A 22,192-nucleotide genomic window follows, 5' to 3' on the forward strand; every position below is an offset into this window, starting at 1 on the left:
CACACCGCACCCCCCGGAAGGCGGCACAGCCTGCGGCGTCCGCACCCGGCGGACGCCGCAGTCGCGCCCACGGGCCCGGTGCGGCTCCGGAGTTCGGCACGAATCGGGGCGCCGAGCAGAACGAAATAGCAATTGTCCGTAATTGCGCGATCAGTTGAGGCGTACGTGCGCCGGGCCGCCGTAGCCGGAAAGAGGCCGGATCGCCGGGTTCGCCCCTCAGTGGTGATCAAAGGCGTACTGGCACGGCGGCGGTGATCCCGCTGTGATGGACGCATGACAGAGCAGCGTGACGCGTGGTGGACCGGCCTGCCTCCAGCGACCGGGGCGGCGGTGATGGCGACCGGCACGCTCTCCGTCGGGCTGCACCTCACCGGATTCGCCGTGCTCTCCTCCGTCGCACTCACTCTGGCCACCGCGCTGTGGCTCCTGCTCGCGGGGGTCTTCACCGCGCAGCTTCTGCGGCGCCGGGACCACTGGAAGAGCCAGACCCGTACCCCGCCCGCTCTCACCGCCGTGGCCGCCACGACGGTTCTCGGTGTGCGCTACGCGCTCCTGGGCGCGACCTCGCTCGCCGCGGCGTTGCTGCTGGTCGCCGCCCTGCTGTGGCCGGGGCTGCTCGGCTCGGCCCTGCGGCATGTGACGCGGCGTGCGCCGGGTTCCGTGTTCTTGGTCTGTGTCGCGACCCAGGGGCTCGTCGTACTCGCCGCCGTCCTCACCCCCGCGGTCGGCGGCTGGCTCGCTCGGTCCGCGGCGGCGGTCTTCGTCCTGGGGCTCGTGCTGTACGCGGGCGCGCTGGTCCGGTTCGACCTGCGTCAGATCGTGACCGGTGCGGGCGATCACTGGGTGGCGGGCGGGGCCCTGGCGATCTCCACGCTCGCCGCCTCCGAACTCGTGGCGACGCGGGTGTGGTCGGGCGGCGCGGCTGCGGCGTTGCGGACGGCGGACTCCGTTCTGCTCGTCCTCGCCCTCGCCTGGTACTCGGTGCTCCTGTGCGCGGAAGCCGTCCGCCCGCGTCCGGCGTACGACGTCCGGCGCTGGTCCACCGTCTTCCCTCTCGCGATGACGGCGATGGCCACCCTCACCGCCCCGGCCACCGCCACGCGCCCCTGGCTGAACGTCCTCGGCCACGTCCTGTTGTGGGTGGCCGCAGCCGCGTGGCTCCCGGCCGCGTACGGGCTGCTGCGCGCTCTCGTCCCCGCCCTGAGGTGCGCGGGACGGCAGGGCGGGGGCTCCCGGGCGGAACGGTTGTGAATCGGCCGGGCGCCGACGGCACGTACTGCGGTTCCGCGTCCCGGTAACGGCGGAGTTTCTCCCGTCATCGGGAATTCGGTTTTCCACGGCGCCGCCGCGTTCTCCGCGGCTATCGCCCCTGTGTCTCTTTCTCCTGTGCCGTGTTCTCCGTGGCGTCCGTGGCGGTGCCGGCGGTGTAGACGTCCTTGACCTTGACCTCGGTGACCGCTCGGCCTTCGGGGAAGACGCGGCGCCAGTCGCCGATGACGTGGAGCTCGTCGGTGCCCATGGCGCGTACGACGGTCAGGCCCTCTTCGTGGGCCTTGAGCGCCTTCATCCAGAGGTTGGCGAACGCCTGGGAGCGGATGAGGTGCATCCAGTCGGGGCGGTACAGCTCCCGGTTGTAGTTCGACTCCCCCATGGTGGAGACGAATTTCGCGTACATCGCTTTGACGTATTCGAGTGTGACCGGGTCGTCGGTGGCGATCGCGGTGTCACGGGCGTCCTTGAGGACGGTGCGGAATTTCTCCAGGAGATTCTCGGTGGCGCCCGAGGTGTAGGACTCGTGGATCTCGGGCGGGTCGCACAGGCCGTATTTCGGGCCGGAGAGGCGCTGGAGGAGGCGCAGAGTGGGTTCGGTGACCCAGAGCGGGCCGGGCTCGTCGCGCTGGCCGAGGGGGTTGGGGAGGGTGTCCCCGTGAGCCCAGTGCGGTGGGGTGACGAGGTGGACGCCGGCGCGGCGGCGGTCGTGGTGGAAGCCGGTGGAGTGTTCCAACTGGCCGATCGGCAGGTGGGTCTTGAGGGCGGAGAGGTACGCGCCGTTGATGTCGAGCGCGGTGACCTGGTGTTCGCCCGGCGGGAGCGCGCGGCGGGTCCACCTGGGGCGGGCTTCCCAGATCTGGTCGGGGCCACGGGACGTCTGCTTCTTGAGGATGTCCGGCATCCACGGGTGCGCGATCACGTCGTAACGGGCGCCCTTACGGGTCTCGTCCAGCAGCGCCATCGCGTCCGGGATCGCCTTCCTCACCAGTGCCGCCGTGGCCGCCTCGACGTCCCCGTCGTGCTGGGCGAGTGCGGCCCGGACCGTACGGCCGATGAGGTCGGCCGGCCCGGACGACGGCTGGAAGGCGCGGTGTGCCGGAGCCTTGGCCTGGTGCCCGGAGTGCTGTGGGGGGCGGCCGTGCCGCGGCGCGGGTTCGCGGCGCGGGGTGGCGGGGGCCGCTGCCGGTGGGACGGGGCCGGGGGCGCAGTCGGCGGCGTCGAGGTGCTGCGGGAAGCCGGCGACGCGGTGGGCCGCCGGCCGGCCGCACAGGACACAGGGTTCCGGCGTGGCCAGGGTCTCGACGTCGTCGCAGCCGCCGGCCTCTGCGGTGTGGTCGCCGTGGTCGTCGTGTCCGGTGTCTTCGCCGTCGTGTCCGGTGCGTTCGTCGTCGTGGGGGGCGGGGGCGGAGGAGGCATGGTCGGGGTCGTCCGCCGGGGCGCGGGTGTCCGGCGCCGGGGTGGGCGGGGTGAGTTTCGTGGCGAGACCGTCGAGGAGGTAGGCGTACTTCGCGCGGGTCGCTCCGGCGGGGTCACGGCCGGATTCCCAGCCGGTGACCGTGGAGGGGCTGACCCCGAGGGTGCGGGCCACCTGCGCTTTCGACAGTCCGGCCTGCTCACGGAGGGCGCGGCGGGTCGCGGCGTCGGGAAGGTGGGCCTCGGGGGTGAGGGAGGCGAGCAGGGAGTCGATCGCGTCGAAGTCGCTCATCACTGCACCTCTTCCGTGGCGGCGCGCTTGGCGCGACGGCGTTCGGCGAGGGCCGGGGTGACGGTTTCCTTCACCGCTGTTCGCCCCAGCCGGTGATCCGCGCCGCGCGTCCGATCCGTCCGTGGGCGGGACGGCCGGTGACGGGGTCGCGGGCGAGGTAGGCGCGCAGGGCGCGGGTGACGCGGTCCTCGGCGGCTCTGAGCGCTTCCACCGCCGCGGCGAGTTCGTGTGCGTCATCGATCACCGGATCCGACATGACGTTGATGCTGTCAATTATCGGTGTGGTGGTCAAAGTGGGGATGGTCGTGGGTTTGGGAGGGGCGGTACGGGGTGTTCCGCGGCGGGGTTCCGGTGCGTTTCGGCGGCGCGGGCCTCGCGGGCTTGCCCGGGGACCGGGCAAGCCGCCGCGCTCACCGCGGCGCGGCGACCGGCCGCCGCCCTTCCCGGATGTTCCCGGTTCCCTGCGCGGGCCCCGAGCCGGAAACCATCGTCCCGTCCCGAAGTACGGAAGATATTCAATCGGGCCCACCGGAAGACCCCACCCCTGTAGTTTTTTTGACGGAACTCCCGCCTGCCCGGAGCACGTCATGGGCGTCCCCGGAGAACGCGAAATGCGAAGCGTCTCCGGCGTCGGAAAAACACCTTCCGCGACCCGAACCACACCATCGCGGGAAACTTTGAGGAGGATGAATTGGGCGACACGGAAATCCAGGCCAGGGAATCGGTGAGCGTCATCGGGCTCGGCATGATGGGCCGGGCACTGGCAGGGGCCTTCCTCGGGAAGGGCCACGCCACCACCGTGTGGAACCGCTCGGCGGCCAAGGCGGACGAACTGGTCGGCCGAGGAGCGCTGCGGGCGGATTCGGTCTCCGCCGCGGTGGCGGCGAGCGGGGTGGTGATCGTGTGCCTGTCCACCTACGAGGCCGTGCACACCGTGCTCGCCGAGGCCGAGGACGGCCTCCGGGGCAAGACGCTGGTGAACCTCACCTCGGGTACTCCGGCCGAGGCCCGCGAGACCCAGGCATGGGCGGCCGAGCGGGGCATCGCGTACCTGGGCGGAGCCATCATGGCCATCCCGCCGATGATCGGACTCCCCCATGCGCTGATCTTCTACGGCGGGGAGAAGTCCCTGTTCGACCGGCATGAGGAGACTCTCCGGACGCTCGGCGGCCGGGCCACCCACCTGGGGACGGACACCGGCGTCCCGATGATCTACGACGTGGCGCTGCTGGGCATCCTGTGGTCGACGCTGGCCGGCTATCTCCACGCGCTGGCGCTGGTCGGGACGGAGCAGGTGGCGGCGAAGGACTTCCTGCCGTACGCGACGGCGTGGGTGGAGCATGTGGCCCTGCCGAGCATGCCGGGCAAGGCGGAGGAGGCCGACGAGGGCACCTACCCGACCGAGATCTCCAGCCTGGACGTCAACCGGGCGGCGATCGCGCACCTGGTGGAAGCCAGCGTGACGCAGGGCATCAGCCCGGAGGTGTTCCTGCCGATCCAGGCACTCATCGAGCGCAGGGTGGCGCAGGGACACGGGGCGGACAGCCTCGGAAGCCTGATCGAAGCCATCCGTCATCCGATCGACTGAGGCCGGCCGGCGGTTCTCACACAGAAGTTCTGCGAAATGTTCGGCCCGAGGGAATATTCGGGAAGGTCTCGTGTGCGAACGGAAAATCCGGTCGCGCACGAGACCTTCTTCTTTTCCGGGCAGTCCTGAATTCTTTCGCGCCGGGCGGGGCGCGGCAGGGATCGGGCCAACGAATTTCCGGCCCGCGCGGCCTCCCCTCCCCCGCCGCGTCCCCGCCCGTCAGCCGGTGATGATCGCCGGATCGCTGACGCCCGGTGTGCCGTTCTCCACGTGGCCGGCGAGGCGGCGCAGGTAGGAGGGGTCGGCCTCGCTGGTGAGGGTCAGGTCGTACCAGCGTTTCGCGGTGGTGAGGTCCGCGGTGTGCCGGGCGGTGCCGCCTGCGGGGACCGTGAGGGTCGCGGTGGTGTCGTCGTAGGCGTTGGTGAGGGTGAGGCGGCAGTCGGTGGGGCCGGGGTTGGTGAAGGTCAGGGTGAGGTTGCCGGTGGGGGCGTCGTGGCGGGCGGTGACCTCGGGGCCGGTGGTGGAGCCGGTGCCCTTGAAGGTGCGGAGGAAGCCGTTGGGGCCGAAGACGGAGAGGTCGTAGGCGCCGTGGGAGTAGGCGGTGTTCCAGGTGTCGGAGAGTCGCTTGCCGGCGTGGGTGGTGTAGGTCCAGGGGCCGTCGGTGCGGTTGCCGGCGGTGACGGTGAAGCAGGCTCCCGCGGTGTCGCCGGCGCCGAAGGTGAGGGTGTACCTGCCGGTGTCGGGGGCGGCGCTTCCGTCGACCAGCGGTGCGTACGGCAGCGGTCGGGCGGGGCGGGAGCCGGGTTCCTGCACGGGGAGGGCGGGGGTGGCGGGCGGCTCGGGCACGTAGCTGTCGTGGCGGTCCTTGTCCGGCGGCTCGTACGCGCCGGTGCCGGGCAGGGCGGCGGGGGCGGTGTCCTGGAGACTGAAGTCGAAGGCGGAGGTCAGGTCGCCGCAGATGGCGCGTCGCCAAGGCGAGATGTGGGGTTCTTCGACGCCGAAGCGGCGCTCCATGAAGCGGATGACGGAGGTGTGGTCGAAGACCTCGGAGCAGACGTAGCCGCCGGTGCTCCAGGGGGAGATGACGAGCATCGGGACGCGCTGGCCCAGTCCGTAGGGGCCGGCGGCGTAGGTGGCGTTGCCGGGGAAGTGGTCGAGGGTGGTGTCGACGGTCGAGGCGCCCCGGTCGGCGGAGGCGGGCGGGAACGGCGGGAGGACGTGGTCGAAGTAGCCGTCGTTCTCGTCGTAGGTGAGGAACAGCGCGGTCCGGCTCCACACGTCCGGGTCGGAGGTGAGGGCGTCGAGGACCTGGGAGACGTACCAGGCGCCGTAGTTCGCGGGCCAGTTGGGGTGTTCGCTGAAGGCTTCGGGGGCGGCGATCCAGGAGACCTGCGGGAGGGTGCCGGCCTGGACGTCGGCCCTGAGCTGGTCGAAGTAGCCGTCGCCATTCTTGGCGTCGGTGCCGGTGCGGGCCTTGTCGTGGAGGGCGTCGCCGGGGCGGGCGTCGCGGTAGGTGTTGAAGTAGAGGAGGGAGTTGTCGCCGTAGTTGCCGCGGTAGGCGTCGTCGATCCAGCCCCAGCCGCCGTCGGCGTTCAGCCCGTCGCCGATGTCCTGGTAGAACTTCCAGGAGATTCCGGCCTGTTCGAGACGTTCGGGGTAGGTCGTCCAGTCGTATCCGGCTTCTTCGTTGCCGAGGACGGGACCGCCGCCCTTGCCGTCGTTCCCGGCGTGGCCGGAGAAGAGGTAGTAGCGGTTGGGGTCGGTGGCCCCGATCATCGAGCAGTGGTACGCGTCGCAGATGGTGAAGGCGTCGGCGAGGGCGTGGTGGAAGGGGATGTCCTTCCGGGTGAGGTGGGCCATCGTTCCGGTGCCCTTGGCGGCGATCCACCGGTCGTATCTGCCGTCGTTCCATGCCTGGTGGCCGCCGGCCCAGTCGTGGTTGAGGCCCGCGATGAACTGCATGCCGAGGTTCTCGGCCTCCGGGTGGTAGGGCAGCAGGTCCTTGGTGCCGTCGGACTGGTGCCATACGGGTTTGCCGCTCGGCAGCGTCACGGGGCGGGGGTCGCCGAAGCCCCGTACGCCCTTCAGCGTACCGAAGTAGTGGTCGAAGGACCTGTTCTCCTGCATGAGGACGACGATGTGCTCGACGTCCTTGAGGGAACCGGTGGCCCGGCGGGCCGGTATGGACGCCGCGCGGGCGATGCTGCCCGACAGGGCGGCCAGCCCCGCGGTCGCGCCGGCTATCTGGAGGAACCTGCGGCGGTTGAGCTCTGGCATGGTCCTGGACCTCTTGGTGTGGGGGTGCGCGCCGCCGCGCTCGGGCGGTGCGGGGTGGGACGGATGAGCAGAGTGTTCCAAGAGGAACGGGGCGGCGGGAAGGGGGCGGCGGGGCCGGTGACCGGGCGTCGAGGCCCGGTGGAGGGGCGGCGCGTCCGGTGCCCGCGGACGGTGATCCGCCCGGGGCCCCGGCTCCGTCCGGCCGGGCGATGCCCCGCGGGTGATCGGCCATACTCGGTCCGCACGGTCGGGCACGGCGTTCGGGAGGGGACTGCCAGATGGATCCGTCGGTCATCGGGGCGCGGCTGGGGGCGGCCGTACTCCAGCCGCTGGTGCGCAAGTTGCTCGTCACGGAGGGGCCCGGCGCGGGAGGCGTCGAGCGCCCCGTACGGCTGTCGGGGTGGCTGTCCTTCCGCGGCGAGAAGAGGCGGCTGAGCGAGAAGGATCTGCACAAGCTGGCATCGGAGCTGGTCCGGCGGGCGGTCGAGCCACTGCCGGCGGGTGACCGGCCCGCCCCGGAGGAGGCTGCCGCCACCGCGCACGCCCTGGCCTTCACCCTGCACGCGCTCGGCGATCTCGACATGGACGACGTCCAGGCCGTCGAACTGGGTGCGGACGAACTGGCGGAACGCCTGAAGGAGAAGGTCCCCCCGTCCACCTTCCTGTTCCTGTCGCAGGACGCCGAGGTCCTCCATGACGCCGTGCTGCGGGTGGCGTGCCGCCACATTCTCCACTTCTTCACCCAGCGCTCCACGTTCGTGGCACGCACCCTCGTGGAACAGACGCGGCGGCAAGGGCTCCTGCGCGGGGACATGGCGACGCTGCTGGACCGCGTCCCCGGCGTCGGCTCCCAGGACGCGGAATTCGAGGCCCGGTACGCCGAACAGCTCATCCGCCGGCACAGCGAGTTGACGATCTACGGGCTGGATCTGCGCCATGCCCGTGAATGGCAGCTCGACACCGCGTACATCTCCCTGGAGACCGAGACCCGGCAGGGCCCGGCGGTCCCCGTTCCCACCGAGCGCATTCTGGCCGGGCGCGACCGGGTCCTGCTGCGCGGTCTGGCCGGTTCCGGCAAGACCACGCTGCTGCAATGGCTGGCCGTGTCCACCGCGCGCGGGGAGCTCCCGGACGAACTGGTGGCGCTGCGCGGCCGCGTCCCGTTCGTCCTGCCGCTGCGGACCCTCGCCCGCGGGAGGCTGCCGCGCCCGGCGGATTTCCTGTCCGCGGTGGGCTTTCCCCTGACGGAACCCGCGGGCTGGGCGGAGCGGGTGCTCACCGCCGGTCGCGGACTGCTGCTCGTCGACGGGGTGGACGAGGTCCCCCACGACATGCGCGAGGCCACCCGGCAGTGGCTGCACCAGTTGATCGTCTCCTTCCCGGAGCGGAACCTCTGGCTGGTCACGACGCGCCCCTCGGCGGTCCAGGACGACTGGCTGCAGACGGACACGTTCGAGGAACTGTCCCTGATGCCCATGACGGAGGAGGACATCGCCGCGTTCATCCGGCGCTGGCACACCGCGGCGCGCGCCGGGGACGGACCGGCGCAGGCGCTGCTGACGGCCGTCCGCACCAAACCGGACCTGGGCCGCCTCGCCGTCAACCCCCTCATGTGCGGTCTGCTGTGCGCGCTCCACCGCGAGCGGCACGGGTTCCTGCCCGAGGACCGCAAAGAGCTGTACGACGCCGCCCTCGCCATGCTGCTGGAACGCCGCGACCTCGAACGCGGGATGCACCGCCCGGGTGATCTCCGGATCGGGAAGGAACCGCAGATCGGGCTGTTGCAGCGCCTCGCCCACTGGATGGTCCGCAACGACCGCTCCGAGATGGGCCGCGACGACGCCCACGCCGTCCTCGCCGCCCACCTGCCCTCGATGACCCATATCGACGCCGGCGCCGAGCGGGTCCTCCGCCACCTGCTCGACCGCAGCGGCGTCCTGCGGCAACCCACCGCCGACACCGTGGACTTCATCCACCGCACCTTCCAGGACTACCTCGCCGCCAAAGCCATCGTCGAGGCCCGCGACTTCCCCTGGCTGGAGAACAACGCCGACAACTCCCAGTGGGAGGACGTCATCCGCATGGCCGTCGCCCACGGCCGCCCCGAGGAACGCGCCCGCATCCTGCGCGGGCTCGTCCCCGTCCTCGGCGACACACTCCCTCACGAGGAGACCAGCGCCGGACGCCCCCAACTGCGCTTCCAACGCGCCCGCACCTCCGCCGCGACGAAGCCCGCCCGGGGGCGGCGGCTGCCGCTGCGCCGCATCCTGCTCGCACGGTCCTGCCTGGACCACGCGCCCGAGGTGGACTCGGTGCTCCAGGACAGCATCATGCTGCTCACCCGTGACCTGCTGCCGCCGGGTACCCCCGGGGCCGCCCGGCGCCTGGCCGAGTACGGCGGGTCGAATGTGATCGCGATGCTGCCCGGCCCCGACCATCTGGACGAGAACCAGGCCGAGGCATGCGTCATCACCGCCACCCGGCTCGCGTCCAACGCCTCCATCGCCTACCTGACCGGCTTCCGGACGCATCCCTCACTGGCCGTACGCCGGCAACTTGCCTGGTCGTGGCACCGTTTCGACTGCTCCACCTACGCCGAGGAGATCATCTCCCACCTCCCGGAGGACGACGAGCTGTACTTCACCGCCGCGAGCACCGAACATCTCCGGGCGCTGCGCGCGATGGGCGGCCGCGCCCGGATCCAGATCCTCGGGACCCACCACCCGGGGGACCTCGCCGCGCACCTGTCCCCGGAGCGGCTCACCCATCTGTGGCTGCGTGAGGGTTACACCACCGTCTTCCGCAGCATGAACTGGCTCGCCCGCTTCCCCCTCCTGCACACCCTCGTCCTCCCCAAGCCCCCTCACCCGCTCGACGCCCACACCATCCCCGACTCCGTGAGGATCACCTTCGCCCACCGCGACGACCCGGAACCGCTGGGGGCGTAGAGGGGGCCGGCGGTACAGGGCGGCCCCGGACGGGTCGTACGGAAGGGCAGCCGTCCGCCCGGCAACTTCACCCGCGACAAGCGGGGTTGAGCGCGAGGCTGGGTGATGGGGCCGGACAGTTCCCGTCCGTCGGACGGATCAGATCCGCCCGGACCGGGACCCTCGGCGTTTCGGTCACGGAGGCGGCGGAGGCGATCCCCGTGGGGCAAGGGTCGGTGTATCGGGAACGAACACCTTTTCGCTCCGTTGCAGGGTGTCTGCGCCGTCCGAAACACATGTGTTCGAAAGGCCGGGGGGTCTCGTTGGACGCCGTGACAGCTCGACACCTCGTCCGGAGGACGCCATGCATCCCACACCTCGCCTCAATCAGCGCCGCCCGGTGCCCGTGGCGGAGCCCCTCACGGTTCCGTACGGCACCGACGCCGTCCGTGCCCCGGCACGCCTCCCTCGGAGGTGGGCGGTATGAGCGGGGCGGACCATGATGCGGCCCGGCCGGTTCCGGAGCCACGCACCGCCCCGGCCGGGGCGCCGGGTGGCTCCGGCGCGGCGTCCGCTCCGGAAGCGCCCGGTCCCGAGACGACGATGCAGTACGTGGATGTGACCGGCAGCCGGGAAGCGGCCGGGCGGTCGATCCGGATGCGGGACATGGCCCGGCGGCTGCCGCGGCTGGTGCGGCGGTCGTTGGCGCTGGCCTGGCGGGTGGACCGGGCGGCGACCGTCGGGCTCCTGGTGTGCCAGGCGGTCGCCGGGGTGATGCAGGCCCTGGGTCTCGTCGCCATCAGCGGCACCCTCACCGCGTTGCTGACCAGCGGCGACGTCTACCACCGGCTGCTCGACGCCTGGCCTTCGGTGGCCCTGCTGGCGGGCGCGTCCGGGGTGCGTGCGCTGTTGGGGATCACGGTCACCTGGCTCGCGTCGCGGCTGCGGCCGCTCATGTCGCGGGAGGCCGAGCAGATGCTGCTGGCGGGCTGCGCCGAGGTGGAGCTGTCGGCGTACGACGAGCCCTCCTTCAACCGTGACCGGGAGGCCGCCGACCGCGGGGCGCAGGTCACCGGCGATCTGATCGACGAGGGGCAGGACCTCATCGCCTCGTCGGCCTCGTTCCTCGCCGGGGCCGTCGTCCTGGCCGGGGTGCATCCGGTGCTTCTCCCGCTGCTGGTGGCGGCGAGCCTTCCGCAGGCGCTGGCGCAGGTGAGCGCCGCCCGCGTCCGCTATCTGGCGAATCTGCGGAGCAACGGCGCCAACCGCATGCTGTCGGTGCTGCGGTGGCACATCTTCACACGGGAGGCCGCCGATCAGATCCGGGCCGGCACCATGGCCGCGTTCCTCTCCCGCCGCTACCGGGACACGGTCGGCCGTATCAACCGTGAGGACCGGGCCGCGGCCGACAAGGGCGCCCGGATGTCCCTGGTCGGGGCGGTGTGCGGCGGGGTGGGCTCGGCGGTCGTCTGGGCGGCCGTGGTGTTCTTGCTGGCCACCGGACGGATCAGCGTCGGGCACGCCGGGACCGCGGTCTTCGCGCTGCAGACGGTGGGACAGGCGGTGCGCGGTCTGGTGAGCGTCGGCGCCCGAGCGGTACGCACCGGCCTCTACATGGACGACTGGAGCGGCTTCCTCGACAAGGCCGGCGGATTCCGGATGCGGCGGGGCGCCCACCGTCCCGGGCCGCCGGCGAGGATCGAGGTCACCTCGGTCACCCACCACTACGCCGGCAAGGACCGACCCGCGCTGTCCGACGTCTCTCTCACCCTGCGCCGGGGCGAGATCACCGCGCTGGTGGGGTTCAACGGTTCGGGGAAATCGACCCTGTCGAAGCTGGTCAGCGGCTTGTATCTACCCAGCTCGGGGCAGGTCCGGTGGGACGGGCTCCCCACCGGCGACGCCGACCCGCAGGCACTGTGGCAGCAAGTCGCCCTCGTACCGCAGGAGTACGCGCGGTGGCCGCTGAGCGCACGCGAGAACGTCACGCTCGGGCAGCCCTCACCGCGTGGTGACGCTGCGGTGCGGGAGGCGTGCGAGGCTGCCGGGGCCGATGAGGTGATCGCCGGGCTCGGCGCCGGGCTCGACACCCTCCTCGCCCGTGAGTGGCTCAACGGTGAGGAGTTGAGCGGCGGTCAGTGGCAGCGCATCGCCCTCGCCCGCGCCTTCTTCCGCCGGGCGGGCCTGCTGGTCCTCGACGAACCGACGGCCAATCTGGATCCGCTGGCCGAGTTCCGGATCTTCCAGCGGCTACGGGCCCTGGCCCGGCATCAGGTGGTGCTGCTGGTGACCCACCGGCTCACCAACCTGGCCGTGGCGGACCGGATCGTCGTCCTCGACGGAGGCCGGATCGTCCAGGAAGGCACCTACCGGCAGCTCGCCGAGGAGGAGGGACTGTTCCGGGAGTTGCTGGCCTGCCAGATCACCGCGGACACGGCGCGCGGTGACGACGACCGGCACGGGGCGCCAGCCTGAGCCGCCCAGACGTCTCCGGGCTCCGGCCCTCCGCGGCGTGCTCCCGGCCGTGTTCCCGGCCGTACCGCACCTGACACTCCTCGTACCGGCGGTCCTTCCCGGGGCCGCCGGTACGGGTGGGGCCAGCCCCTCCCCCACATGTGACGGAAAGGTGCCCCGTCCGTCTGAAGGGCGTCCGCCCGGCGCCGTCCGCAGACGTCCGGGCCGGCCCCTCGGCGGCGGAGCCGACCCGGACGCTTTCGGCCCGGCCGTCCAAGAAGGGCCGTCGCGGCGGGCGGTGGCGCGCCTGAGGCGGTGGAGGCGCCGCTCGCGGTGGGTCATTCCTCGTCCAGGCGGGTCAGCGCTTCGGTGACGAGGCGGGTGGCGAAGGTGCGGTCGTCGGTGATGCGGTTGATGTACTCGGCGAGGAGGAAGGCGGTGGCCTCCAGGGGGTTCATCTCCGCCTCGGTCCAGTAGCCGTACTGCTTGCGCCACAGGTTGGGGCTGAGGTCGAGTGCCGCGGCGACGAGGAGTCCGGACATAGTGGGGATGGCCTCCGGGCGGATGCTCCTGGTCATCATCCGCATCGTCGCCACGAGGTGGGGCACCACGTACTCGATGACGTCCTTGTCGTGCTCCTCGTGGGCTCTGCGCAGCCACTGCATGAACATGTAGATGAGCGTGCAGGCGCCGTCCAGCACCTCATCGGCGCCGTCGGGGCCCATGGAGGCGGCCAACCGGTCGCTCAGGGCGCGCTGTTCGGGGTCGTCCTCTTCCGTTCTGTCGTAGATCGACTTGAGCCGGGAGTCGATCATCAGAAGCGCCGTACCCACGTCGCCCACCGGAGCGTGTTCGGGGCCGCAGAGCGAAGACACAGATTTCCTCCCCCGCCGCGCGTGGACAGCGCAGCGTAATCTCACAGTAACCGGCTGACACCATCCCGCCGGTGCCGCTCCGGGAGACGTCCGGGGCCGCATGCGGCACAAGCCCCGAAACGTGACGAAACCGTTCCGACACAGCTGCGGCCCCCGGTACGTCTGTTCGGGCTCCAGGGGCCGTCGGCGGACCGTGCGGGGCGCCCTGGAAAGCGAAACACTTCCTCGCCTTCGTCGGCATAGCCGCAACCCTCATCACCGACCGCCGCCTCACCGAATCAAACGGCGTCTCAATCCTCTGATCTGCAGCTCTCCGAACCGAATTGGTGAGGCCCGAGGGATCACCGCGAGATGTTCCGGTGAGCGAGAGTCCGCTCCGTCTGACGCGTTAGTACTGTGACTTCGCATGACCGACACCGAGACCGAGATCACCGCGGACCTGGTCCGCGACCTGCTGCGGGAGCAACATCCGGACCTTGCTGGGCTCGCCATCCGAGAGGTGGCGGGCGGATGGGGCAACCAAATGTGGCGCCTCGGGGACGACTTGGCCGTGCGCATGCAGCGCATGGACCCCACCCCGGAACTCCAGCTCAAGGAACGGCGATGGCTGCCCGTGCTGGCCCCGCGCCTGCCGCTCCCGGTGCCGACCCCGGTGCGGTTCGGTGAACCGTCGGCGCGTTTCCCCAAACACTGGACCGTGATGACGTGGGTTCCCGGCGAGCCGCTGGACCACGGCTCGATCAGCCGCGGCGCCCACGCGGCCGACACGCTGGCGGGCTTCCTCCGGGCGCTCCATGCGGAGGCGCCCGCCGAGGCGCCGACCGCTACGGACCGCGGTGCCCACCCCCGGAACTGCACGGACGGCTTCGAGAACTTCTTCCAGGCCGTAGCACCCGACGATATCGCCGCAGACGTCCGGGCCGTCTGGGACGGCGCCGTTGCGGCCCACGCGTGGGAGGGCCCGCCGGTGTGGGTGCACGGCGACCTCCATCCCGCGAACGTCGTCGTCTCGGACGGAACGCTCTCGGGCATCGTCGACTTCGGTGACATGTGCGCCGGCGACCCGGCGTGGGACCTCGCCGCCGCGTGGACGCTGCTACCCGCGGGCACGGCTTCACGGTTCTTCGACAAGTACGCACGTGCAGACGAGTCGGCGATCCGGCGTGCCCGTGGGTTGGCCGCCATGAAGAGCCTCTTCCTGATGCTCATGGGACAGAACGGAGACCGGGGCCTTCCCGGCGGCAAGCCGAACTGGGGACCTGCAGGCCGGGCGGCACTTGATCGTGTTCTGAAGGGCGTTTGACGCCCACTTCTCGGAACTTGTTCTCGATCTTGGTTGAGGGGCGGGCGGCAGCCCACCTTCGCGGATTCATCGATCACCACGCGTGGTGGGAATGCCAAGGTCCACGGGCGCATGCCGCCCATGGGCCTGATCAGCCTGGCTGAGCCTCTCCTCGGAGCCGGCCAGGCTGATCCGGAGACCTTCGACCTCGCCGAGCCGGCCTTCCCTCTCAGCCATGCGCTCGGCACGATGGTCAAGGACTCCTCGGGGCGTAAGCGCTTCAGCCAGATCATTCCCAGGAATTCGCCACTGCCCTGGAAGGAGCACAAGCGCTATACGCCGCAGAAGGATCACGCGCAGAAACTGTCCGTGGAGATCTGGGAGGGAGGCCCGGACAAGGAGCTCGCCCACCGCGACAACGTGCAACTCACCGAGCTCACCCTCATGTACCCCACGCCGCGGGTCCGCGACGAGTCCCGCTTCGACCGGGAGTACACGTACGGCTCCAACGGCCTGCTCCACCTCAAGGTCACCCTGGAGCACACGGGCGAGGCCGTGGTCGACCAAGAGGTCGAGTGCTTCGGTTCGGGTGGCCCACGCCCGAGGTCCGAGAGGAGCTGGACCGCCTGCTGAAGAACACCTCGAATCCGGGCCCCCTCAGGTCCACCGCATCGGCCGCGTGCACTCGCCCCGTTCCCACGCCGCCGAAGGCGCGATCGGTGCCGCTCGACGGTGGCCCGCACGCCCTGGTCGTCGACGGATCCAACCTCGCCTGGATGCCGTCCGACACGAAGCTCACTGCACCGTCTGCGGACAAATGCGCGGCATTCACTCCGTCTCCGCCGACACCCTCGTCCGCGGTCCCTGCCCTGCACCACACCGGACGCCGAACTCTGGCGCCCCTGACGGACCTGCGGACAAGCTGAGCGACTGCACGCGCCCGGTCCGTGCCCTCGCTGCACTCTCAAGCAACGGCTCCACGAGTCCTCGGCGACGGCTCCGTAACCCGCAGCTGCAGTCCCTCCGCGATGCCCTGGCCGGCACCGAACGGGTTGGCACCGTGATGCGCTGGCGCTCCAAGGGCATCGTCTCCACCGTCCTGTCCGATCTTGGCTCCGGTCGCCATCCCCTCCCACCAGGCCCTGGACCAACTCCCTGAAGGCAAGGTCGTCGAGCACATCCGCAGAGTTCTCGTCGCCACCTCGGTCCTACCCAGGCAGGACGAGCAGATGGTCCGTCTCGAACGGCAAGTGAAGAACCTCGTCGCCTCCCGCACGACGGCCGAGGGGCGGAAAATCCTGCACCGGAGGGACCGCCGGGCCATCGATTTACCCTCGCGGCGTGGAGTACGGGAAGTCGCCGAACGCTGCTACGACCGTGGGGTTTCCGGGACGCCGCATCGGAACGGTCGGGCTCACGATGGTCCCGCCACACGCCGGCCCCGCTGTCGGCCAGGGGCCAGCAGCCGGGCTGAGCGCGCAATGCCCCGTACCCTTGGACCGCCCCCGGCGGTCGGCCGCAGACCGGGCAGGAAGCGGCACGTGCCCCCTGGCCGCCCTGGGGCGGCTGCTGGCCGACCAGGAGACACCGATGCACCTTCGCGTCGCCGGCGTCATCGTGAACACCGCCACCACCCGGCCTCCCGCTGACTCTTCTCCCCGGCCGCCGCGCGGGCCGGCCGTTCCGCCCCGGCCGCCTGTCCGCGCTCCTCGACAAGGTCGGTATCGGGTTCCCCGGGGTCCGACGACCGTTGAACACGGGAGCTGAATAGGGGAGCCCACCGGTAAACCGAGGTCCTATACGCCGGGTATGCGCCCATTGGAGAGTGGATCAGGCGCTGACCTGCTACTGAAGCCGGGCACGTCCATCTGCTGAGTGCCGACGACGGACAGCAGACGCAGTGCCTCTGCCGACGGCGAGCCGGGGGCGGCGGTGTAGATGACGAGTTGCTGGTCCCGGTCGGCTATATCCAGGACGTCGCAGCTGACGGCGACGGGGCCGACGAGGGGGTGCTCGAAGGTCTTGCAGAGGGTGGGGCGGGCGGTCACCTCGTGGGTGGCCCAGAGCCGGGCGAACTCCTCGCTGCCGGCGCGGAGCTCCTCGACCAGACCGGCCACCTCCGGGTCGTCGGGGTAGCGAGCCGCTGCGGCGCGCAGGTGGTGGGCCGAGGTCCGGGCGAACTCGTCCGCGTCCGAGACGCCGTACAGCCGTCGTCCGTGTCGGTGCGGGCCGAGGAAGGCACGTCGGATGAGGTTCCGGTCCCGGCGCGAGAGGGCGGAGAAGTCCTCCATCAGGGCGGCGGCCAGGTCGTTCCAGGCGATGACCTCGTACGTCGCGGACATCACGATCGCCGCGGCCTGCGGCAGCCGCTGCAGCAGGTCGACGATGCTCCGCCGTACCTCCCGCGAAGGCCCCGGCAGCGGTCCGGGCGGGGCACCGGCGAGGTGGTGGAGATGATCGCGCTCGGCGTCCGACAGTCGCAGCGCGCGGGCGAGTTGAGCCAGCACCTCGCGGGAGGGGCGTGGGGCTCGGGCCTGCTCCAGTCGCGTGTAGTACTCGGTCGAGATGAACGCCAGCTGCGCCACCTCCTCACGGCGCAGCCCCGGGGTGCGGCGGCGCACCCCGGCGGGCAACCCCACGTCGGCGGGGGTGATGCGCTCGCGCCTGCCGCGCAGGAAGTCACCGAGCTCTCGTCGTACTTGTCGGTCCATCTCCCCAGTGTGCGCGGTGCCGAGGTGCCCAGCCAGGTACTGCCGGGGCCTGGATGAGCGGGGCGGCCCGGCACAGGCTCGTCGGCATGAACAACGCACCGATCACGTCCCTCACGACTTCAGGGCTGCTGACCGACAAGGTCGCCTTCCTCACTGGTGCCGGTCGCGGCATCGGCGCCGCATCAGCGCGGCTGTTCGCCCGGGAGGGCGCCCGGGTGCTCCTCGCGGCACGCACGGAGCCCCAGCTCAAGGCGGTGACCGAGGAGATTCGGACGGCCGGAGGCACCGCGGACTACGTGGTGTGCGATCTGGCCGACCCGGCAAGCGTCCGTGCCGCCGTCAACCGGTCCGTGGAGCTGTACGGCCGACTCGACGTGGCCTTCAACAACGGCGCGACGGGGCAGCCGCCCGGCCCGATGGACCAGCTGTCGGAGGCCGATTTCGACCGCGTCTGCGCCGTCGATCTCAAGGGCCCGTGGCTGGCCATGACCGCGGAGATCGCTGCCATCCGCGCCACCGCGAAGCGCGGAGCCATCGTCAACACCTCCAGCGTCGGCAGCCTGATGGGCAACCCCCAGCTGCCCGCGTACGGCGCGGCGAAGCGGGCGGTCAACAGCCTCACCGCATCGGCAGCCGTCACGTACGGCCCGGAGGACATCCGCGTCAACGCCATCGCGCCCGGCACCACGCTCACCGAGATGCTGCACGAGTGGGATGAGAAGTCACCCGGCACCATCGAGCAGCTCAACGCCCGGACCCCGCTGGGCCGCGCCGCCGATCCGGACGAGATCGCCCAGGCCGCGGCCTGGCTCCTCAGCGACCGCTCCTCCTACGTCACCGGCACGGTCCTCCGGGTCGACGGCGGCATGCGCGCCTGAGGGACGTCTGTCATCAGGCGGAGGATCGAGGTGCCGGGGCGTGACTGCGTCCGGGCACCCGCGTTCGCTGCGTCTCCGCGACCGGCAGCCATGCCCGGCTCGGGCGACACCGCGCCACCTACCGGGCCGCCCCGCCCGGCCCCGTCTCCCGCCGTGCCCTCGGAGACGGTCCGGAGCTGTCCGGCGCCTGGGCCGACCACATCGTGCTCCAGCTCCTGCCCGCCCTCACCGCCCGGTTCGGCCTGGCGGGTCTGGTGACGGCGTTCCCGCTGGAGGAGCATGCCGCCGCGGTCGCCGACGGATCGGTGATGAAGGCGGTGCTGACGTCCTGACACCAGGCGTCCGGGCACCGCGCGGCACCTGACACCGCGTGTGCCGGAGAGGACGGCCCGGCAGTGGCACCCCGCCGCGGCCGGGCCGTCGTGCCTGTCCGCCGTACAGGCAGCCCGTGGCGCCGGGTCATCCGGTGAGCGCCCGCAGCGCCTTCTCCGTCGCCGGGTCGTCGGGGAGATAGGCCAGCAGATGGTGGCCCGGCTCGTCCACGGCGGCGAGCTTGACGTAGCGCAGCCGCAGATCACCGGCGACCGGATGCCGGAAATGCCGTACGGCGGGATGGAACGCCGAGGTCTCCCGGCGGTCGTACCAGCGGGCGGCGTCCGGATCGGCCAGCAGTTCCTCGGCGACCTCCGCGTACCTGCCGTCCTCCGGATGCCGCGCCGCCTGCGCCCGGAACTGCCCCAGCAGACCCCGCGCCTCCGGCTCCCAACTGGCCAGCAGCGTACGGGCGGGCTGCCAGCGGAAGACCAGCCACAGCAGATTGCGCTGCTTGGGAGCGAGCCGCGCCAGATCGGTGAGGAGCGCGGTGTACCCCGCGTTCCAGGCCAGCAGGTCCCAGTGCGGATCGAGCACCGCCGCCGGATTCGGCGTCAGCGAATCCACCAGCGACAGCAGATTGCGCGACACCCAGCCGGGCGGACGCCCGGTCCGCGGCGGCTGCGCCACGAACGACAGCACGTGCGCGGTCTCGTCGGCGTTCAGCCGCAGCGCCCGCGCCACCGACCGCAGCACCTGTTCCGACGTCCGCACCCGGCCCTGTTCCAGCCAGGCGTACCAGGAGCTGCTGATCCCGGCCAGTTCCGCGACCTCCTCGCGCCGCAGTCCGGGCGTACGGCGCCGGGGCGAGCCGGGCAGCCCCGCATCGGCAGGCGCCAGCCGCTCACGGCGGGAGCGCAGAAACGCGCCGAGTTCACGGCGCGGTCCGCCGGACCCGTTGCCGTACATCCGCCGGCTCCTCCCCCGCCGTCGACCGCCCCGGGGCGGAACACCGTGCCCGCAGGGTGTGAGCAAGGGTAATCGGCTGCGGGACCACGCGATCGGCCCGTGGTGATGGGCTGGAGGTGCCGGGCCGACAGCACCGGCAGGCACGGACACAAGGAGAGCCGGGCGGCCACTCCTCGCAAGCCGCTGGAGACAGAGCCCCATCAGCCACACCCGGCCCTCCCGGGCCGACCAACAACTCACGGAGCCCCATGGACACCACCGACCCACCCCCGGCCACCGCCACGTCGCCCCGCGGCGCGAGCGCCCCGCCGATACCGGCCGCCGCGCTGCGCCTGCTGCGGACCGCCGGTTTCGTGAGCAACTTCGACCGCTTCTGCATCACCCCCATGGTGCTGCTCATCGGCGCCCAACTCGGCGCCCCGCTGCCCACGGTGATGCTCGCGGCCAGCGGCTACTTCCTCGCGTACGGCCTGATGCAGCCGGTCTGGGGTCTGGCGAGCGACCGGCTGGGGCAGGTGCGGGTGATGCGGCTCTCGCTGGCCGGGGCGGCCGTCGCCGCACTCGCCTCGGCAGTGGCACCCGACCCGACGGTGCTGATCGCGGCCCGCGCGGCGGCCGGGGCGTTCTTCGCCGCATCCATCGCCGCGTCCATCACCTACGTCGGGGACACCGTGCCCGCCGCGGTCCGCCAGCGCCCGCTCAGCGAACTGATGACCGCGTTCGCCCTGGGCACCGCCGTGGCGACCGTCATCGCCGGGGCACTGGCGCACTACGTCAGCTGGCGCCTGGTCTTCGCGCTGCCGGGCCTGATCGCCGCCTGGCTGACGGTCGCCCTGCGCCAGCTGCCGGAGCCGCCACGCGAGGCACCCGGTGCGCTGCTCGCCCCGTTCCGCGTCGTGCTGCGCTCCCGCCGGCAGTGGTACGTGATGGCCGTCGCGATGCTCGAAGGCGCCGTACTGCTGGGCTTTTTGACCTATGTCGCGCCGGCGCTGGAGGCCCAGGGCGCCTCGGCGACGCCGGCCGGTGCGGTGTCCGCGCTGTACGGGGTGGGCTCGATGTCCGCGGCCCAGATCGTCAAGCGGCTGGTGGGGCACTGGACGCCGGTGTGGCTGATCGTGGCCGGCGGAGCGCAGATGCTGGTGGCCTTCGGCCTCGCCGCCGCCAGTACGTCGGTACCCGCGCTGGTCGGATGCACCCTGCTGCTCGGCGGCGGCTGGTCCTTCATGCATTCCACGATCCAGTCCTGGGCCACACTCCTCTCCCCGGCGGCCCGCGCCACCGGCGTGGCGATGTTCGGTCTGGCGCTGTACGTCGGCAGCGCGCTGGCCAGCGCCCTCGCCGCCCAGCCGGCCGAGCACCACGCCTACCGGGCCATGTTCCTGACAGCCGCGCTCCTGACGCTCCCGCTCACCATCGCCGCAGCGGTGGGCCGCGCCCGCTACCGCGGCTGAGCGCCGCGCGCCCACCAGGGACCACGACGAAACCCTGCCGGGTAGCTCCGGCAGGTTCCGCCATGCGAAGAGGCCCACCCGCCTCTGCACGTCGCCTGGTCCGGCCTGCGAACGTCTTCACCGGCCGCCACGTGAACGCACCGAAGGCCCACGCCGCGCCGACCGCGGTGGGCGCGGGCATCGGCCTGGGCTGCGCCGCGGCGGTCTGGCCTGGATCGCCCCCCACCGCCGTCGACGCCGCATCCGAGCGGTCGGGCAGGACGGATTACCGCTCGCACCGCACCCGCCCCGCGCGGTTGCGCCCCGCGAAGGCCGTAAGACGATGGATGAGGTGAGTCCCGCCGGGGCCGGGTCGACGGGGGCGTGGCCTCGGGACGTGCGAGCGGGTGCTGGTGCGCCCGCGGAATGGAGTGGCCATGTCCGGTCTTCCGCCTCCGATCACCCCGTACCTCGAACAGGCCGCGAGAGAGCTTGCCGAGGCGACGGATCCGCATCCCCGTATCTACGAGGTGCCGCCCGAGCAGGGCCGGGAGATTCTGCTCGGGCTGCAGAGCGGCAGCGGGGTGGAGCGTCCGGACGTCGACGAGGAGTGGGTCGACGTGGACGCGGGCGAGTGGGGCACCGTCCGTACCCGCATCATCCGGCCCGCGGGGGTGAGCGGGCCGTTGCCGGTGGTGTTCTACATCCATGGCGCGGGCTGGGTTTTCGGCGACGACAGGACCCACGACCGGCTCTTCCGGGAACTCACCGTGGGCGCGGGCGCCGCGGGCGTCTTCCCCGTCTACGACCGGGCGCCGGAGGCCAAGTACCCCACGCAGGTCGAGCAGAACTACGCGGTGGGGCTGTGGGTCCTGGAGCACGGCGCCGAACACGGCCTGGACACCTCGCGCATCGCCGTCACCGGTGAGTCGGTCGGTGGCTGCATGGCGACGGTCTTCGCGCTGATGAACAAGGAGCGCGGCGGTATCGGTCTCAAGGCGCAGGTTCTGCTGTACCCGGTGACCAACGCTGACTTCGACACCCCTTCCTACCTGCAGTTCGCCGAGGGGTACTACCTCACCCGGGACTCCATGAAGTGGTTCTGGGACGCCTATACCACCGATCCCGCCCAGCGCGCCGAGGTCCATGCCTCCCCGCTCCGGGCCTCCCTGGAGCAGTTGCGGGGACTGCCCACCACTCTGGTCATCACCGATGAGGCGGATGTGCTCCGCGACGAGGGCGAGCAGTACGCGAACAGGCTCCGCGAGGCGGGCGTCGACGTCACCTCCGTCCGGGTGGCCGGCATGGTGCACGACTTCCTGCTGCTGGACAGCTTGCGCGACACCCGCGCCGCCAACGTCGCCCGCACGCTCGCCGTCGATGCCCTGAGGAAGGCGCTGCACGGCAGCTGACCCGCGGCGGCGGTGCCGTACCGCCAGGGCCGCGGGGACGCACCCGGAGCCGGACGCCCGCGTGAGGTGGGCGCCCGGCTCCGCTGTCTTCCGAGAGCTG

General features: G+C 71.6%; 16 protein-coding genes. 10 read left to right on the forward strand and 6 right to left on the reverse strand.

Annotation, left to right across the window (positions count from 1 at the left end):
• Positions 1-273 precede the first annotated feature (273 nt).
• Positions 274-1,251 (forward strand): tellurite resistance/C4-dicarboxylate transporter family protein, encoded by a 978-nt coding sequence (locus ACZ4M8_RS24375; protein WP_467610665.1) that lies wholly within the window; start codon positions 274-276, stop codon positions 1,249-1,251.
• 109 nt (positions 1,252-1,360) lie between these two features.
• Here ACZ4M8_RS24375 and ACZ4M8_RS24380 read toward each other — a convergent pair whose 3' ends face one another.
• Positions 1,361-2,977, reverse strand: coding sequence for a helix-turn-helix domain-containing protein (locus tag ACZ4M8_RS24380; protein WP_467610667.1), 1,617 nt, complete (start codon positions 2,975-2,977; stop codon positions 1,361-1,363).
• Positions 2,978-3,047: 70 nt separating this feature from the next.
• Entirely contained in the window at positions 3,048-3,269 is a 222-nt protein-coding gene (locus ACZ4M8_RS24385; RefSeq protein ID WP_467610669.1) for a hypothetical protein, read from the reverse strand.
• A 399-nt stretch (positions 3,270-3,668) separates the two neighbouring features.
• Between ACZ4M8_RS24385 and ACZ4M8_RS24390 the strand changes: the two genes are divergently transcribed.
• Positions 3,669-4,565 carry an NAD(P)-dependent oxidoreductase gene (locus ACZ4M8_RS24390; protein WP_467610671.1) on the forward strand — a complete coding sequence of 299 codons (897 nt, stop codon included), beginning with the start codon at positions 3,669-3,671 and terminating at the stop codon, positions 4,563-4,565.
• Positions 4,566-4,784: 219 nt separating this feature from the next.
• On the opposite strand, the gene ACZ4M8_RS24395 is transcribed toward ACZ4M8_RS24390, so the two are convergent.
• Entirely contained in the window at positions 4,785-6,842 is a 2,058-nt protein-coding gene (locus ACZ4M8_RS24395) for a phosphocholine-specific phospholipase C (RefSeq protein WP_467610673.1), read from the reverse strand.
• A 278-nt stretch (positions 6,843-7,120) separates the two neighbouring features.
• Between ACZ4M8_RS24395 and ACZ4M8_RS24400 the strand changes: the two genes are divergently transcribed.
• Both ACZ4M8_RS24400 and ACZ4M8_RS24405 read left to right on the forward strand, forming a co-directional pair.
• Positions 7,121-9,790, forward strand: a complete 2,670-nt coding sequence (locus ACZ4M8_RS24400; RefSeq protein WP_467610675.1) for an NACHT domain-containing protein — start codon at positions 7,121-7,123, stop codon at positions 9,788-9,790.
• Positions 9,791-10,372: 582 nt separating this feature from the next.
• Positions 10,373-12,244, forward strand: a complete 1,872-nt coding sequence (locus ACZ4M8_RS24405) for an ABC transporter ATP-binding protein (RefSeq protein ID WP_467610676.1) — start codon at positions 10,373-10,375, stop codon at positions 12,242-12,244.
• Positions 12,245-12,561: 317 nt separating this feature from the next.
• Here ACZ4M8_RS24405 and ACZ4M8_RS24410 read toward each other — a convergent pair whose 3' ends face one another.
• Positions 12,562-13,098 (reverse strand): hypothetical protein, encoded by a 537-nt coding sequence (locus tag ACZ4M8_RS24410; protein ID WP_467610678.1) that lies wholly within the window; start codon positions 13,096-13,098, stop codon positions 12,562-12,564.
• Positions 13,099-13,504: 406 nt separating this feature from the next.
• Here ACZ4M8_RS24410 and ACZ4M8_RS24415 point away from each other — a divergent pair, with 406 nt between their 5' ends.
• The gene (locus ACZ4M8_RS24415) at positions 13,505-14,401 is read left to right on the forward strand and encodes an aminoglycoside phosphotransferase family protein (protein WP_467610680.1); all 897 of its coding nucleotides are present in this window, start codon (positions 13,505-13,507) and stop codon (positions 14,399-14,401) included.
• 120 nt (positions 14,402-14,521) lie between these two features.
• Positions 14,522-15,013: a hypothetical protein gene (locus ACZ4M8_RS24420; RefSeq protein ID WP_467610682.1), complete on the forward strand. Its 492-nt coding sequence runs from the start codon at positions 14,522-14,524 to the stop codon at positions 15,011-15,013.
• A gap of 1,163 nt (positions 15,014-16,176) precedes the next feature.
• Here ACZ4M8_RS24420 and ACZ4M8_RS24425 read toward each other — a convergent pair.
• On the reverse strand, positions 16,177-17,091 hold the full coding sequence (locus tag ACZ4M8_RS24425; RefSeq protein ID WP_467610684.1) for a helix-turn-helix transcriptional regulator: 915 nt from the start codon (positions 17,089-17,091) through the stop codon (positions 16,177-16,179).
• A gap of 86 nt (positions 17,092-17,177) precedes the next feature.
• Between ACZ4M8_RS24425 and ACZ4M8_RS24430 the strand changes: the two genes are divergently transcribed.
• Both ACZ4M8_RS24430 and ACZ4M8_RS24435 read left to right on the forward strand, forming a co-directional pair.
• Positions 17,178-17,969, forward strand: coding sequence for an SDR family NAD(P)-dependent oxidoreductase (locus tag ACZ4M8_RS24430; RefSeq protein ID WP_467610686.1), 792 nt, complete (start codon positions 17,178-17,180; stop codon positions 17,967-17,969).
• A gap of 203 nt (positions 17,970-18,172) precedes the next feature.
• Entirely contained in the window at positions 18,173-18,301 is a 129-nt protein-coding gene (locus ACZ4M8_RS24435) for a hypothetical protein (RefSeq protein ID WP_467610688.1), read from the forward strand.
• A gap of 127 nt (positions 18,302-18,428) precedes the next feature.
• Here the strand turns inward: ACZ4M8_RS24435 and ACZ4M8_RS24440 are convergent, their stop codons facing one another.
• Positions 18,429-19,250, reverse strand: a complete 822-nt coding sequence (locus ACZ4M8_RS24440) for a helix-turn-helix domain-containing protein (protein ID WP_467610689.1) — start codon at positions 19,248-19,250, stop codon at positions 18,429-18,431.
• Between the two features lie 248 nt (positions 19,251-19,498).
• Between ACZ4M8_RS24440 and ACZ4M8_RS24445 the strand changes: the two genes are divergently transcribed.
• Both ACZ4M8_RS24445 and ACZ4M8_RS24450 read left to right on the forward strand, forming a co-directional pair.
• Positions 19,499-20,701 (forward strand): MFS transporter, encoded by a 1,203-nt coding sequence (locus tag ACZ4M8_RS24445; protein ID WP_467610691.1) that lies wholly within the window; start codon positions 19,499-19,501, stop codon positions 20,699-20,701.
• 416 nt (positions 20,702-21,117) lie between these two features.
• Positions 21,118-22,092, forward strand: a complete 975-nt coding sequence (locus ACZ4M8_RS24450) for an alpha/beta hydrolase (protein WP_467610692.1) — start codon at positions 21,118-21,120, stop codon at positions 22,090-22,092.
• Positions 22,093-22,192 lie beyond the last annotated feature (100 nt).

It is taken from the genome of Streptomyces sp. NPDC027185 (assembly GCF_055567035.1).

Excerpts from the sequence above, each read along its gene's own strand:
- ACZ4M8_RS24375 (WP_467610665.1), top strand. The coding sequence starts at position 274 with ATGACAGAGCAGCGTGACGCGTGGTGGACCGGCCTGCCTCCAGCGACC.
- ACZ4M8_RS24380 (WP_467610667.1), bottom strand. The coding sequence starts at position 2,977 with ATGAGCGACTTCGACGCGATCGACTCCCTGCTCGCCTCCCTCACCCCC.
- ACZ4M8_RS24395 (WP_467610673.1), bottom strand. The coding sequence starts at position 6,842 with ATGCCAGAGCTCAACCGCCGCAGGTTCCTCCAGATAGCCGGCGCGACC.
- ACZ4M8_RS24400 (WP_467610675.1), top strand. The coding sequence starts at position 7,121 with ATGGATCCGTCGGTCATCGGGGCGCGGCTGGGGGCGGCCGTACTCCAG.
- ACZ4M8_RS24405 (WP_467610676.1), top strand. The coding sequence starts at position 10,373 with ATGCAGTACGTGGATGTGACCGGCAGCCGGGAAGCGGCCGGGCGGTCG.
- ACZ4M8_RS24415 (WP_467610680.1), top strand. The coding sequence starts at position 13,505 with ATGACCGACACCGAGACCGAGATCACCGCGGACCTGGTCCGCGACCTG.
- ACZ4M8_RS24420 (WP_467610682.1), top strand. The coding sequence starts at position 14,522 with ATGGGCCTGATCAGCCTGGCTGAGCCTCTCCTCGGAGCCGGCCAGGCT.
- ACZ4M8_RS24425 (WP_467610684.1), bottom strand. The coding sequence starts at position 17,091 with ATGGACCGACAAGTACGACGAGAGCTCGGTGACTTCCTGCGCGGCAGG.
- ACZ4M8_RS24430 (WP_467610686.1), top strand. The coding sequence starts at position 17,178 with ATGAACAACGCACCGATCACGTCCCTCACGACTTCAGGGCTGCTGACC.
- ACZ4M8_RS24440 (WP_467610689.1), bottom strand. The coding sequence starts at position 19,250 with ATGTACGGCAACGGGTCCGGCGGACCGCGCCGTGAACTCGGCGCGTTT.
- ACZ4M8_RS24445 (WP_467610691.1), top strand. The coding sequence starts at position 19,499 with ATGGACACCACCGACCCACCCCCGGCCACCGCCACGTCGCCCCGCGGC.
- ACZ4M8_RS24450 (WP_467610692.1), top strand. The coding sequence starts at position 21,118 with ATGTCCGGTCTTCCGCCTCCGATCACCCCGTACCTCGAACAGGCCGCG.